Below are 14,014 nucleotides of genomic sequence, written 5' to 3' on the forward strand. Positions count from 1 at the left end.
GGTCAGGTTGCGCGGAGCTCGTTGCGGGCCAGGGCGGCGACCGAGAGCAGCAGGACGGCGGTGCCGAGCAGGGCGGCCGGGGTGAGGGGTTCGTCCAGGACGGCCGCGGCGATCACCATGGCGCTGAGCGGTTCGATCAGCGCGATCACCGAGGCGGTGGCGGCGCGGATCACCGCGGCGCCGGCGAAGTACAGCGCGTAGGCGAGCGCGGTCGGCACGGTGGCCAGGTAGCCGAGCAGCGCCAGGGTGGCCGGTAGTGCGCCGCCGCCCGCGGGGAGCAGGCCCTCGGCGAGGGCGAACGGGAACAGGCAGATCGCGCAGACCGTGAACGACCACAGGGTGGTGGCCGCCGGGTCGTCCGGGGTGCCGGTGCGGGCCCGGTGGCGGGTGGCCAGGGTGATCGCCGCGTAGCCCGCGGCGGACGTCAGCGCCCAGGCCAGTCCCAGCGGTTCGGCCCCGGCGTCCCGGCCGCCGCCGAGCACCAGCACCGCCAGGCCCGCCACCGCGCCGACCACGGCCGACACCCCGGCGCGGCCCAGGCGTTCGGTCATCAGCAGCCGTCCGCCGACGGCCACCAGCACCGGCGCGGAGCCGAGCGTGACCACCGTGGCCACGGCCAGCCCCGTGTACCGGACGGCGAGGAAGTACGCGGCCTGGAACAGTGTCAGGCCGAGGCCGTTCAGCAGGATCCGGGCCGGGGCCGGACGGGGCGACCGGCGCCGCCCGCCGGTGAAGGGGTGGACCGCCAGCAGGACGGCCGCGCCGCCCAGGGAACGCCAGAAGGTGAGCGCCAGCGGGCCCAGGCCGCTGTGCCGGAACAGCAGGGCGGCCGCCGCACCGGCGGTGCCCCAGGCGGTGGCGGCGAGGGCGACGTACAGCAGGCCCCGCCGCGCGGGCAGGGCGGAGTGGAACGAGAACACGGGTGAACTCCCGGAAAGCCGTCATGGTCGGTGGCCATGGAAGCGGGCAGCACCGACCGGCCCGGGAACGCCTGCACGAACAGCAGGGCCCGGGCGGGCTCAGGAAGTGGCCGGCCGCCCGCTCAGACGGCGGGAGGTGGCAGGACGCCGCGATGCATGCCCGACACTGTACGCGACCGCGACGGACGGCAGGTCAGCCGCGCGGAGCGAGGCCGGCGACCGGATCGGCGGCGCTTTCGTCCCGGGCCCGGAGTCGCAGCGGGCGCAGCACCGAGCCGCGCGGTTCCGGCGGATCGGGCTGTCCCTCTGGGCAGCGGGGCCTGGTCGCGCGGCGCCTCCCGCTTGCCGCCGAACAGGAAGCGGCGGGTGCCGAGTTCCGTCCCGCAGGCCGGGCAGCTGTTCGCCGCCGCCCCGCTCGCGCAGGTCGTCGAGGCAGTCCGGGCACAGCAGGTGCGCGCACGGGGCGAGCAGGCCGATGCCGACCTCCGCGCCGCGGCGGCCGCCGGTCAGGCCGGGTACGCGTGGGTCTGGGTGGCCTTGACGGCGGCCCAGACCCGGGTGCCCGGGGTCAGGTCGAGGTCGGCGGCGGCGGTGGGGGTGAGGTCGGCGGCCAGCGGGAGCGGACCGGTGAGGTCGACCCGGAACCGGTCGCCGTGCAGGTCGAGGCCCGCCACGGTGCAGGGGAAGAGGTTGCGGGCGCTGGTCTCGGGGCGGTGACGGTGCAGGGTGACCGCGTCGGGCGGGAAGGCGACGAACGCCGGGCCGGTCAACTCCTCGTCGGTGGAAAGGACCTGGCCCTCGGGAAGGGTGACCTGGCGGCCGTCCGCGGTGCCCTGGTACAGGTTGAGGCCGACCAGCCGGGCGATGTAGTCGGTGCGGGGCCGGCGGGCGACCTCGGCGGGCCGTCCGGTCTGCACGACCCGGCCGGACTCGATGACGACCAGCCGGTCGGCGAGCACCATGGCGTCCAGCGGGTCGTGCGTGACCAGTACCGCGACGGCCTCGAACTCGGCCAGACGGCGGCGCAGTTCGGCCCGCACGTCGAGCCGGGTGCGGGCGTCCAGGGCGGCGAGCGGCTCGTCCAGCAGCAGCAGGCGGGGGCGGACGGCGAGCGCGCGGGCCAGGGCGACCCGCTGGGCCTGGCCGCCGGAGAGCTCGGCGGGGCGGCGTCCGGCGTGCTCCGCCAGGCCCATCCGCTCCAGCCAGGGCAGCGCCTCGGCGCGGGCGGCGGTGCGGCGGAGCCCCTGGCAGCGCAGGCCGAAGGCGACGTTGTCGAGCGCGGACAGGTGCGGGAACAGCAGGTAGTCCTGGAAGACCACGCCGATCGGGCGCTGCTCGGCGGGCCGGAACAGGCCGTCGGCCGGGGAGTCCAACGGCTCGCCGTCCAGCCGGAGATGACCGTCCGTCAGGGGGAGCAGCCCGGCCAGGGCGCGCAGGGCGGTGGACTTGCCGGCGCCGTTCGGGCCGAGCAGGGCGAGCACCTCGCCGGGCTGGGCGGCGAGGGCCAGGTCCAGGGTGAACGTGCCCTGGGTGATCCGGAGTTCGGCGTCGAGGGCAGCGGTCATGGGGTGGACATCCAGCGGTCGCGCAGTCCGGCGAGGACGGCGACGGAGACGGCGAGCAGGATCAGGCTGAGCGCGATCGCGGCTTCCGGATCGCTCTCCATGGCGAGGTAGACGGCCAGCGGCATGGTCTGGGTGCGGCCGGGGAAGTTGCCGGCGAAGGTGATGGTGGCGCCGAACTCGCCGAGCGCCCGGGCCCAGGCGAGCACCGCGCCGGCGCCGATGCCGGGGGCGACCAGGGGCAGGGTGACGCGGCGGAAGGCGGTGAGGCGGGAGGCGCCGAGGGTGGCGGCGGCCTCCTCGTAGCGCGGGTCGGCGGCGCGCAGGGCGCCCTCCACGCTGATCACCAGGAAGGGCATGGCGACGAAGGCTTCGGCGAGCACCACGCCCGCGGTGGTGAACGGGAGCGTGATGCCCGTCCAGGAGTCCAGCCACCGGCCGAGGATGCCGTTGCGGCCGAGCACCAGCAGCAGGGCGACACCGCCCACCACGGGCGGCAGCACCAGCGGCAGGGTGACCAGCGCGCGGACCAGCCGCCGGCCCGGGAACTCGGTGCGGGCCAGCAGCCAGGCCAGCGGGACGCCGAGCACCAGGGAGACGCCGGTGGCGAGGGTCGCGGAGAGCAGCGACAGCTTGAGCGCCTGCCAGACTTCGGTGCCGGTCAGCAGCGAGGGCAGCGCGCTCCACGGCGCGCGGACCAGCAGGCCGAGCAGCGGCAGCACCAGGAAGGCGAGGCCGAGCAGCGCGGGCAGCAGCAGCGCGGCCGGTACGCGGGCGGCCCCCCGGGGCCGCCGCCGGCCCCGGGGGTGTGGTGCGGTGGTGGTACGGGAGGGGATCACGGCGCCTGGAAGCCGGCCTCGGTGAGCACCCGGCGGGCGTCCGCGGAGCCGACGTAGCCGAGGAACGCGGCCGCGCCGTTGGTGTTGGGCGCCTTGGCGAGGGCGGCGATCGGGTAGTCGTTGACGGCCTGGGCGGCCTCGGGGAAGTCCACGCCGTCGATCTTCGCAGCATCCGCCTTCACGTCGGTCCTGTACACGAGCGAGGCGTCGACCTCGCCGAGTTCGACCTTGGTGAGCGCGCCCTTGACGTCCTGCTCGTACGTGGCGGGGGTGAGGTTCAGGCCGGCGGCCTTGAGCGCGGTGACGGCGGCGGCGCCGCACGGCACCTCCTTGGCGCACAGCGCGGTCTTGACGCCGGTCAGGTCCTTCAGGCCCGCGATGTGCTTCGGGTTGCCCTTGGTGACGGCGATCTCCAGGGTGTTCTTGACGAACACCTTCGGGTCGGCGCCGGTCAGCTTGGCGTCGCTGACGGTCTTCATGGTGGCGGGGCTGGCCGCGGCGAACACGTCGGCGGGCGCGCCGGAGACGATGCTCTGGGCGAGCGCCGAGGAGCCGCCGAAGTTGAAGGTCACCGTGGTGCCGGGGTAGGCGGCCTCGAAGCGCTTGCCGAGCTCGGTGAAGGACTCCTTGAGCGAGGCGGCCGCGAACACCGTCACCGTGCCCTTGACCTCGGGGCGGGCCGACGCGGAGCTGTTCGAGGTGGAGCTGCCGGAGCTGGTGCACGCCGTCAGGCCGGCCGCGAGGGCGAGGACGGCGGAGGCGGCGAGGAGTCGTCTGGCGCTGCGCATGGGTGGTTTCCCCTGGTGGTGGTGGGCGGTTGCGGGCGAGGGTAGGGGTGCGATCAGGTGATCATAATGCCGCAACTGCTGGGCCTGAGGCTGCTGTCTCATCGCACAAGCGACCTTAAGCCGAACTTAAGGGTTGCATGTGCAATGCCTCAAGCCCACCGTGGTCACGGTTCGCGCACCCTCGCCTGCCGCCGCCCGCCCGGGAGATACTGACGCGGTTTCAGCGAACCCCGCCCGCACGGGGGTTCGCCCGCTGACGGAGGGGGAACTCCATGACCACCGCCACCCGGCCGCCCGGCCCGCCCGGACTGCCGCTGATCGGCTCGCTGCTCGACCTCAAGCGCGACGCGCTCGCCACCTACCTCGCCGCCCGGCGCGACCACGGCGACGTGGTCCGCATCCAGGCCGGCCCGCCCGGGCTGCGCGCCCAGATCTACCTGGTCTCCTCGCCCGAGGGCGCCCAGCAGGTGCTGGCCACCGAATCCGCCAACTTCCGCAAGGACAACGTCTTCTACGGCGAGATCCGGGACAGCTTCGGCAACGGCCTGCTCACCTCCCAGGACGAGGACTACCTGCGCCAGCGCCGTCTGGTCCAGCCGCTGTTCACCCGCCGCCGGGTCGACAACTACGCCGACGCGATCGGCCTGGAGACCGAGGCGCTCGCCGCCCGCTGGGCCGACAGCCCCGACGGCGTGGTCGACCTCGCCGAGGAGATGAACCGCTTCGCGCTGCGCACCGTCTCCCGGATCCTGTTCGGCCAGGACGTCGAGCAGGCCGTGGAGACCGTCCACCACGCCTTCCCGATCCTCGGCGCGTTCGTCCGCAACCGCGGCTTCTCCCCGCTGCGGCTGCCCCGCGAGTGGCCGCTGCCCGGCCACCGCAAGGCGCTGGCCGCCGAACGCGCGCTGTACGAGGTCTGCGACGGCATCATCGCCGGCCGCGCCACCGACGGCGACGCCGCCGACGGCGAGGACCTGCTCACCCTGCTCGCCAAGGCGCGCGACGAGGACGGCAACCAGCTCGACGCCACCGAACTGCGCGAGCAGGTGCTGATCTTCCTGCTGGCCGGCCACGAGACCACCGCCACCTCGCTGACCTTCGCCCTCCACCTGCTCGGCCAGCACCCCGAGCAGCAGGACCTGGCCCACCGGGAGGCAGCCGCGCTGCTCGCCGACGGCCGTCGCCCCACCGCCGCCGACTACGCCGAACTGCCCTACCTGACAAAGGTGTTGAAGGAGTCGATGCGGCTCTTCCCGGCCGCGCCCTCGATCGGCCGGCGCGCCGTGAACGCCACCGTCGTCGGCGGCGTCGAGATCCCGGCCGGCGCGGACGTGCTGATCGCCCCCTACGTCACCCAGCGCCACCCCGCGCACTGGGACGACCCGGAGCGCTTCGACCCCGAGCGGTTCACCCCCGAACGCGAGGCCGCCCGCCACCGCTACGCCTGGTTCCCCTTCGGCGGCGGCCCCCGCGCCTGCATCGGCCAGCACTTCTCGATGCTGGAGTCGGTCCTCGCGCTTGCCGTCCTGCTCCGCGAGTTCGAGGTCACCGCGGTCGACACGGACGTCCCGCTCGGCCAGGGCATCACCCTGGAGGTCCGCGGCCCGGTCCGGGTAAAGCTCACCCGCCGCGCCTGAGGCCCACCCGCACGGCCGCCGCCCGCCCCCGGAGCGAACACGGGGGCGGGCGGCGGCCGTTCTGCTCAGCAGGAGCGGGCGCCTTGAGGCCGGCGTGCTTCGGGCCCCGGGAGAGGCGCCGGAACGCGCCCGGCGTCAGCGGCCGAGGCGGGCGAGGCAGAGGGTGTAGGAGGTACGGCCGGCGTCCACGTCGGCGAAGTCGTCGCAGGCGGCGTCGGCGGTGGTGGAAGTACGGCCGACCACCTTGAACCGGCGCACAGCACGCGGAGGCTACCGGGTTCGAACGGCGGTGCGCACGCGGAATTGGCGCGGGGATGGTCGGCCCGGGGGGCGGGGTGGGCGCGCGAGGGGGTGAATGTGAGCCCGGCGCATACGGGAGCGTATTTCAGCACACAAACGCCACAGCGCGTGGTGCTTTTCACATCTTCCGGTGACCATTCATCAACTCTGGGTAGCGTCCACCGTCCCTGGACCACAAGAGCTTGGGCACAGGCCCTCGCGGGAGGTACCCGATGGGATCGATGGACCATTTCAGTTTCGGCTGGCTCACACCGCTGCTGTCGTACGTGATGGCGTGCGTCGGCGCCGCGCTGGGGCTGCGCTGCACCCTTCGGGCGCTGTCCGCCACCGGCGCCTCGCGGCGGAACTGGCTGCTCACCGCCGCGGCCGCGATCGGCTCCGGGATCTGGACGATGCACTTCGTCGCCATGTTCGGCTTCACCGTGGACGGCACCGACCTGCGGTACGACGTGCCGCTGACCATCCTGAGCCTGCTGATCGCGATCGCCGTGGTCGGCCTCGGCGTGTTCGTGGTCGGGTACGGGCAGCACCGCGGCCGCAGCCTGCTGCTGGCCGGGCTCACCACCGGGGTGGGGGTCGCGGCGATGCACTACCTCGGGATGTCGGCGGTCCGGATCCACGGCGAACTGCGGTACCAGGTCGGCACGGTGGCGCTCTCGGTGCTGATCGCGGTGGCCGCCGCCACCGCCGCGCTGTGGGCCGCCGTCACCATTCGGAACGTGTACGCCGCCGCGGCGGCCTCGCTGGTGATGGGCGTCGCGGTCAGCTGCATGCACTACACCGGCATGGCGGCCGTGCACGTTCACATGGAGCCCGCCCGCACCGGTCTCGGCGGGGCCACCCCGATGCAGTTCGTCTTCCCGCTCGCGGTCGGCCTCGGCTCCTTCCTGTTCCTCACCTCCGCGTTCGTCGCGCTCTCCCCGACCGCCCAGGAGCGCGCCGCCTACCGCGAGGCGGGCGAACTCGCCGTCGAGGACCTCGGCCGCGCCGCCTGAGCCGACGTCAGCACCGTCCCCGCCCCGACGACCCCGGAACCCGAAAGGCCCGCCCATCCATGCGCGCTAGCCGAGGCACCTCCCGCAGCGGACCGCCCGCCCCCAGCACCCCGCGCGGCCCGGCCCGAACCCGGCCCGGCGCACCCCGGCGCGGCGCCCACGCCGGCCCGCCCGCCGACGAGACCCCGCCGGCCTTCGCGGCGACCCGCTATCAGCGTCCCGGACTCCGGCCGCGCACCGTGCGGGCCCGGATCGTCGCCGTGCTGATGGTCCCCGTGGTGTCGGTGATGGCCCTGTGGGCCTTCGCCACCGTCACCACCGCGGGCGACGTCTGGGACCTGCTGCGGATCAAGAACGTCGACGCCACGCTGCGCGCCCCGCTGGACCGGACGGTCGCCGCCCTGCAGGCCGAACGCACCGCCGCCGGGCAGCTGTTGGCCGCGCCCGGCCCCGACCGGGAGGCCGAACTGCGCACTGCCGCGCAGCAGACCGACCTGGCCGCCGCCCCGCTGACCCTCGCTCCCGGCTACAACCGGGCCGACGCCGAAGGGCTCGGCGCCGAGGCCGCCACCCGCCTGGACACTCTCGGCCGCGCCGTCGCCGCCCTCCCCGCGCTGCGCCAGCACCTGCTCGACCGCACCGTGCCGTGGACGGACGCCTACACCGTCTACACCGGAGCCGTCGACGACGCGCTCGCCGCGACCGGCTCGCTCACCGGGCTGCAGGACCACCGGGTCGCCGCCGACGCCCGGGTCCTGCTCGAGTTCGCCCGCTCCCGCGAACAGTTGGCGCGCGAGGACGCCCTGCTGCGGGCCGCCGCCCGGGCCGGACAGCTGGAGGCCGCCCAGTACCGCGCGGTGCTCCAAGCCGCTTACGCCCGCGCCCAGTTCGAGCAGACCTCGGCCGCCGACCTGCGCCCCGCCGACCGGGCCGCGCTGGCCGCCGTCACCGGCGGACCGGAGTACCAGGAGGTGCGCCGCTACGAGGAGGCCGCCAGCAACGCCGCCGACCCGCGCGCCGCGCTCGCCGCCGTGCCCGCCACCCGCTGGGCCGCGGCCGCCGACGCCACCGCCCGCGCCCTCGCCGGCGTGGAGCAGCAGGCCGGCGCGGCCGCCGCCGAACGCGCCAACCCCTACGCCCTGGGCCTGTTCACCACCTCCGGCGTCACCGTGCTGCTCGGCCTGCTCGCGGTGCTCGCCTCGCTGCTGATCTCGGTGCAGATCGGCCGCGGCCTGGTCGCCGAACTGCAGGCCCTGCGGAACTCCGCACTGGAGCTCGCCGGACGCAAACTCCCGGCCACCATGCGGCGGTTGAGGTCCGGCGAGGAGGTGGACGTGGACACCGAGGTGCCGCCGCGCGAGCACGGCGCCGACGAGATCGGCCAGGTCCACGGCGCGCTGGACAGCGTGCAGCGGGCCGCCGTGACCGCCGCGGTCGAACGCGCCGAGGTGCTGTCCGGCGTCTCCGGAGTGTTCGTCAACCTGGCCCGCCGCAGCCAGGTCCTGGTGCACCGTCAACTCACCCTGCTGGACGCGATGGAACGTCGCACCGAGGACCCCGCGGAGCTCGACGACCTGTTCAAGCTCGACCACCTCACCACCCGGATGCGCCGCCACGCCGAGGGCCTGATCATCCTCTCCGGCGCCGCCCCCGGCCGGGCCTGGCGCAAGCCCGTCCCGCTCACCGACGTGGTCCGGGCCGCGGTCGCCGAGGTCGAGGAGTACGCCCGGGTCGACGTCCACCGCCTCCCGTACGCCGCCGTCACCGGCCCTGCCGTCGCCGACCTCACCCACCTGTTCGCCGAACTCGTCGAGAACGCCACCGGGTTCTCGCCCCCGCACACCAAGGTGCAGATCCGCGGCGAGCAGGTGGGCAACGGCTACGCCGTGGAGATCGAGGACCGCGGCCTCGGCATGGGGCCCGAGGCGCTCGGCGACGCCAACCGGCGGATCGCCGCCAGCGAGCAGGTCGACCTGTTCGACAGCGACCGGCTCGGCCTGTTCGTCGTCAGCCGCCTCGCCAAGCGCCACGGCGTGAAGGTCGCGCTGCGGCCCTCCGCGTACGGCGGCACCACCGCCGTCGTGCTGCTGCCGACCGACATGCTGGACCTGCGCTACCCCGAACCGGCCCAGCCGGAACGGGCGTCGGCCTTCGTCCCCGACCGCCCGGCGGAACGGCCGGCGGTGGGCCGGTCGGCGCCGGAACGGCCGATGGTCGAACGGGCGCCGGTGGAGCCGTCGGCGCCGGAACGGCCGAGGGTCGAACGGACCGCGATCGTCCGGCCGTTGAGCGTCCTGCCGGCCCAGTCCACGCCTGCTGCGGCCCCCGCCCCGCCCCCGTCCTCGGCTCCGTCGCCGCTCCCGCTCCCGGCCGCGCCGGTGCAGGCGCTGCCCTCGCTGGTCGCGCCCGCCGACAGCGAGGACGAACTCCCGCGCCGGGTACGGCAGGCCAGCCTCGCGCCGCAACTGCGCGAGACCCCTGAACCGGCCGGGGCCGGGCTGCGTCCGGCCGCCCCCGCCGACCGCGACCCCGAGCAGGCCCGCACCGCGATGTCCGCGTTCCAGCAGGGCTGGGCCCGCGGCGCCGCTGCCGGCCCGGAGCCCGGCCCGCACCCCCGCCCCCGCACCGACGCCTTCGATTTCGACTTCGACCTCGACCGAGGAGACCGCGCCCGATGATCGGCACCACCCACCAGAGCGGCGAACTCAACTGGCTCCTGGACGAGTTGGTGACCCGCACCGCCCGGGTCAGATTCGCCGTCATGCTCTCCGCCGACGGACTGTCGATGGGCAACTCCACCGGCCTGTCCCGCGAGGACACCGAACACCTGGCCGCCGTCGCGGCCGGCTTCCACAGCCTCGCCAAGGGGGCCGGACGCCACTTCGACGCCGGCGAAGTCCGGCAGACCATGGTCGAGTTGGAGCGCGGCTACCTGTTCGTCGCGGCCGCCGGCCAGGGCTCCTGCCTGGCCGTGTTCGCCGAACCCGACGCCGACCTCGGCCTGATCGCCTACGAGATGGCCCGGCTGGTCCGCCGGGTCGGCGAACACCTGCACGCCGCCCCCCGCATCTACTAGGAGGGGTGAGCCCGTTGGCCTACCCGCCCCGCACCTACCTGCCCGGCTCCGCGTTCGGCTACCCGCCGCCGCCCGACCGGCCCGTCCAGTGGTACGACGAGGACGCCGGCCCGATGGTCCGCCCGTACGCCCTCACCAAGGGCCGCACCCGGCCCGGTCAGCCCTTCGACCTGATCGCCCTGGTCGTCACCGACCTGCCCGACCCGAGCGGGCTGCCGGTCGGCCCCGAGCAGGCCGCCATCCTCACGCTCTGCCGGGGCAACGCGCTGTCGGTCGCCGAGATCGCCGCCGACCTCGACCTCCCGCTGGGCGTGGTCCGGGTGCTGCTCGGCGACCTCCTCGACGCCGAACACATCCGGGTCAGCCGTCCCGTCCCGCCGGCCCTGCTCCCCGACGAGCACATCCTCCAGGAGGTCATCCATGGACTCCGCGCCCTCTGACACCCCCGACCTCGCGCTGAAGATCCTGGTCGCCGGCGGCTTCGGCGTCGGCAAGACCACCCTGGTCGGCGCCGTCAGCGAGATCAAGCCCCTGCGGACCGAGGAGCAGTTGACCGCGGCCGGCACCCACGTGGACGACCTGGGCGGCGTGGAGCGCAAGACCACCACCACCGTCGCGATGGACTTCGGCCGGATCACCATCCGCGACGGCCTGTCCGTCTACCTGTTCGGCACGCCCGGCCAGGACCGCTTCTGGTTCCTCTGGGACGAACTCGCCCAGGGCGCGCTCGGCGCCGTGGTGCTCGCCGACACCCGCCGCCTCACCGACTGCTTCCCCGCCGTCGACTTCTTCGAGCACCGCGGCATCCCGTTCGTGGTCGCCGTGAACCGCTTCGACGGCACCCGGGCCTTCCAGCCGGCGGAGGTCTCCAAGGCCCTGGACCTGGACGGCCGGACCCCCGTGGTGCTCTGCGACGCCCGGCACCGCTCCTCCGGCAAGGACGTGCTGATCACCCTGGTGGAACACGCCGGGAAGGTGCACGCGGCCAGGGTGCTGGAGCGGGCCCACTCCTGACCCGGCGTCGGCGGGACGGCATCCCGGCACCTCGTCCCGCCGTCCCGGGTCCGGATGCCGGAGGGACCGGCTAGCATGGCGGACATGTTCCTCACGCGTGACTAGGACCCCGCGCAGCGACCGCACGCCGATCCGGCGGTGCGGTCCTCCCGGCGTCCCTGTTCACCGGCGCGCTGCGCGCCGCATTCCCTGAGGAACTTCACCGATGTCCACGTCCTATGCGACGGTTCTGCGTACCCCGGGCGCGGCCCGGCTGTTCGCCGCGGCCCTGGTCGGCCGCCTCTCCTACGGCACCGTTTCGCTGTCCCTGCTGCTCGCCGCCGCCGGGGCCACCGGCTCGTACGCGCGGGCTGGCTGGGTGATGGCGCTGTTCTCCACCGTCAGCGTGCTGCTGTTCCCGGCCCGGGCGGGGCTGGTCGACCGGTACGGGCCGCGGCGGGCGCTGCCGCCGATGGCGGTCGGGTACGCGCTCACCCTGCTCGGGCTGGCCGCCGCCACCCGGGGCGCGGGCGCGCCGTACCCGGTGCTGCTCCTGCTGGCCACCGCGGCCGGGGTGTGCGCGCCGCCGCTCGGGCCGGTCACCCGGGCGCGGTGGAGCACGCTGGTGGCGGACGCCGAACTGCGACGGCGCGCCTACAGCCTGGACACCGTGGCCGAGGAACTCCTGTACGTCACCGGGCCGTTGCTGGCCGGTCTGATCGCCGCGGTCTCCCACCCGGCACTCGGCCTGGTGCTCAGCGCCGCGCTGGTGCTCCCCGGAACGCTGGCGCTGGCCGCCACGGCCGGCCGCGCCGGGGCCGCCAAGTCCGCCGCGGTGGAGGGGAGTTCGCCGCGGACCCGGGCGCTGGTCGGCCGGGCCCGGCAGCCGCTCGCGGCGGCCGCCGGGGCGGGCGCGGGCCTCGGCGCGTTCGGCCTGCTCGCGGTGGTGTTCGCGGCCGGGCACGGGCGGGCGGCGGACGCGGCGTGGGTGGAGGCCGCGCTGGCCGCCGGCAGCGCGATCGGCGGGCTCGCCCTGGGGGCGGTCAACTGGCGGGTCACCGCGGCCGCCCGGCTCACCGTGCTGACCGCCGCGCTGGGCGGGGCGCTCGCCCTGACGGCGCTCGCGCCGACCGTCGCCGTGCTCGCCGCGGTGGCGGCACTGGCCGGGTTCGCGGTCGCCCCGACCCTGACCACCGCCTACCTGCTCACCGACGAGCTGGCCGCGCCCGAACAGCGCACCCGGGCCGGGGCGTTGGTCAACGCCGCGTTCAACGCGGGCGGTTCGGGGGCGACCGCGCTCACCGGCCTGCTCACCGAGCGGCTCCCGCTGTCGCTGTGCCTGCTGCTCGCCGCCGCGCCGGTGCTGGCCGCGACGCTGGTCCGGGCCGGGGAGTCCGGGGCGAGCCGGACGGCCGTGCTGGCGGCGCCGCAGAGCCTCTGATCCGCCGCGCCGCCGGCCGCGTGCCCGGCGCCCGGCAGGTCCGCGCGTCAGCCGCCCGGGAGGTCCGCGCGGGAGCGGGCCGGCCGGGGGAGGGTGTGGCCGGCGATGTGGAGGGCGCGGTCGTAGGCGCGCATGGCCGCGTCGGTGTCGCCGAGTCGCCGGTGCAGCCCGGCGGCTCGGCGCCAGCACTCGACGGTCCGGCGGTCCCCGTCCGGCGGGAGGGCGTCCAGGAGGCCGACGGCGAGGTCGAGTTGCCGGGCCGCGGCGGAGGTGTCGTCGGCGCAGAGCAGCGCGTCGGCCTTGGCGAGGCGGGCGCGGGCCTCGTGCGGGTGGCCGCTGTCGCCGAGGCGCTGCAGGACGGCGTCGGCGAACCGGTGCGCGTCGGCGGCGCTCCCGGCGCGCACCAGGTGCTCGGCGAGGGCGAGTTCGCAGTTGGTCAGGTGCTCGGCCGGCCCGAGGGGCAGCAGTTCGGCCCGGGCGGCGTGCAACTGCTCGACGGCGTCGGCGAGTCGGTCGGGTTCGGCGTCGGCGAGCAGGACCGCGGACAGTGCCCGAACGGTGAGGGCGTCGCGGCGGCGGTCGAGGTCGTGGTGCAGGGCGAGGGCGCGTTCGGCCAGCGTGTGGGCCTCGCGGTGCCGGCCGGCCCGGTGGGCGGCGGTGGCGGCGGACTCGTAGGCGGTGGCGCGGGCGGTGTCGTCGGGGTGGGCGCGCAGGGCCCGGGCCACCTCGGCGAGCAGCGCGTGGCCGCCGCCGGAGTCGCCCTGGCGGGCGCGCGCCTCGGCGAGGTGGGTGGCGAGGCGGACGGCCGGCTCGGACCAGAGCAGGTCGCGCTCGGTGAAGACGGCCAGGGCGCGTTCGGCGAGCACGGCGGCCGAGGCGGGTGCGCCGTCCGCGAGGTGACGGCGGACCAGGTCGGCGGCGGCCTCGGCCCAGGCGGGGGAGTCGGCCTCCAGCCGGGCCAGCCTGGTCTCGTACGCGTCGACGGCCTGCTCGGTGCGGCCGAGGTCCTCCAGGGCGCGGATCCGGGCCGCACCGGCCTCGCCGTCCCAGCGGCAGGCGCTGTCGGCGACGCCGGGGCCGCCCTCGTCGAGCAGGGTCAGGCAGTCGGCGGGGCGGCCGTCGCGCAGGGCCAGCCGGGCGAGAGCGAGCCGGCTCTCGGCGGCGGCCCGGCAGTCGGGCTCCAGGCCCAGGGCGAGGTGGTCGACGGTGGTGCCGAGGCGGTCGGCGAGGTGGCGCAGGGCCGCGGCGGAGGCTCTGCGCGCCCCCGACTCGATCATCGACAGGTAGCTGGCGGACAGCACGTCGCCCCCCAGCTCGGCCTGGGAGAGGCCACGGGACTTCCGCAGGGCGCGGACCCGGCTGCCGGTGAGTTCGTCGGGCGTCATGGGAGCTGATCCTAGGCGGTGCCGCCGACCGGCGGGAGCTGGTGGTTCACCGCTCGCCGACCGGCGGGCCGGGGCGGT

At 75.6% G+C, this 14,014-nt stretch carries 13 protein-coding genes; 7 read left to right on the forward strand and 6 right to left on the reverse strand.

The genetic code is table 11. The features are described from left to right. Positions 1-2 precede the first annotated feature (2 nt). From BX266_RS29075 to modA, 4 genes are all read right to left on the reverse strand, one after another. Positions 3-920, reverse strand: a complete 918-nt coding sequence (locus BX266_RS29075) for a DMT family transporter (RefSeq protein ID WP_099904587.1) — start codon at positions 918-920, stop codon at positions 3-5. Positions 921-1,426: 506 nt separating this feature from the next. After that, the gene (locus tag BX266_RS29080; protein ID WP_099904589.1) at positions 1,427-2,485 is read right to left on the reverse strand and encodes an ABC transporter ATP-binding protein; all 1,059 of its coding nucleotides are present in this window, start codon (positions 2,483-2,485) and stop codon (positions 1,427-1,429) included. Continuing rightward, positions 2,482-3,321: an ABC transporter permease gene (locus BX266_RS29085; RefSeq protein ID WP_099904591.1), complete on the reverse strand. Its 840-nt coding sequence runs from the start codon at positions 3,319-3,321 to the stop codon at positions 2,482-2,484. The genes BX266_RS29080 and BX266_RS29085 overlap by 4 nt, the downstream gene beginning before the upstream one ends. After that, complete coding sequence (gene modA / locus BX266_RS29090) at positions 3,318-4,109, reverse strand: molybdate ABC transporter substrate-binding protein (protein WP_099904593.1); 792 nt, start codon at positions 4,107-4,109, stop codon at positions 3,318-3,320. Before modA ends, BX266_RS29085 begins: the two co-directional genes overlap by 4 nt. Positions 4,110-4,381: 272 nt before the next feature. On the opposite strand from modA, the gene BX266_RS29095 reads away from it, so the two are divergent. Then, positions 4,382-5,746, forward strand: coding sequence for a cytochrome P450 (locus BX266_RS29095; RefSeq protein WP_099904595.1), 1,365 nt, complete (start codon positions 4,382-4,384; stop codon positions 5,744-5,746). A gap of 135 nt (positions 5,747-5,881) precedes the next feature. Here BX266_RS29095 and BX266_RS40245 read toward each other — a convergent pair whose 3' ends face one another. Next, positions 5,882-6,004, reverse strand: a complete 123-nt coding sequence (locus BX266_RS40245) for a hypothetical protein (protein ID WP_259464907.1) — start codon at positions 6,002-6,004, stop codon at positions 5,882-5,884. A gap of 254 nt (positions 6,005-6,258) precedes the next feature. Here BX266_RS40245 and BX266_RS29100 point away from each other — a divergent pair, with 254 nt between their 5' ends. The 6 genes from BX266_RS29100 to BX266_RS29125 all read left to right on the forward strand — a co-directional run bounded on the left by BX266_RS29100 (position 6,259) and on the right by BX266_RS29125 (position 12,551). Beyond that, entirely contained in the window at positions 6,259-7,041 is a 783-nt protein-coding gene (locus BX266_RS29100; RefSeq protein ID WP_099904597.1) for an MHYT domain-containing protein, read from the forward strand. Positions 7,042-7,100: 59 nt separating this feature from the next. Then, complete coding sequence (locus tag BX266_RS29105) at positions 7,101-9,719, forward strand: nitrate- and nitrite sensing domain-containing protein (RefSeq protein ID WP_099904599.1); 2,619 nt, start codon at positions 7,101-7,103, stop codon at positions 9,717-9,719. Beyond that, positions 9,716-10,117, forward strand: a complete 402-nt coding sequence (locus BX266_RS29110) for a roadblock/LC7 domain-containing protein (protein WP_099904601.1) — start codon at positions 9,716-9,718, stop codon at positions 10,115-10,117. Before BX266_RS29105 ends, BX266_RS29110 begins: the two co-directional genes overlap by 4 nt. 113 nt (positions 10,118-10,230) lie before the next feature. Beyond that, complete coding sequence (locus BX266_RS29115; RefSeq protein ID WP_259465168.1) at positions 10,231-10,557, forward strand: DUF742 domain-containing protein; 327 nt, start codon at positions 10,231-10,233, stop codon at positions 10,555-10,557. Further along, positions 10,538-11,131, forward strand: coding sequence for an ATP/GTP-binding protein (locus tag BX266_RS29120; protein WP_099904603.1), 594 nt, complete (start codon positions 10,538-10,540; stop codon positions 11,129-11,131). Before BX266_RS29115 ends, BX266_RS29120 begins: the two co-directional genes overlap by 20 nt. A gap of 205 nt (positions 11,132-11,336) precedes the next feature. Next, positions 11,337-12,551, forward strand: coding sequence for an MFS transporter (locus BX266_RS29125; RefSeq protein ID WP_099904605.1), 1,215 nt, complete (start codon positions 11,337-11,339; stop codon positions 12,549-12,551). 47 nt (positions 12,552-12,598) lie between these two features. Here the strand turns inward: BX266_RS29125 and BX266_RS29130 are convergent, their stop codons facing one another. Then, complete coding sequence (locus BX266_RS29130) at positions 12,599-13,936, reverse strand: helix-turn-helix transcriptional regulator (protein ID WP_120314435.1); 1,338 nt, start codon at positions 13,934-13,936, stop codon at positions 12,599-12,601. Between the last annotated feature and the right edge of the window lie 78 nt (positions 13,937-14,014).

This window comes from Streptomyces sp. TLI_171 (assembly GCF_003610255.1).
Classification (GTDB): Bacteria; Actinomycetota; Actinomycetes; order Streptomycetales; family Streptomycetaceae; genus Kitasatospora.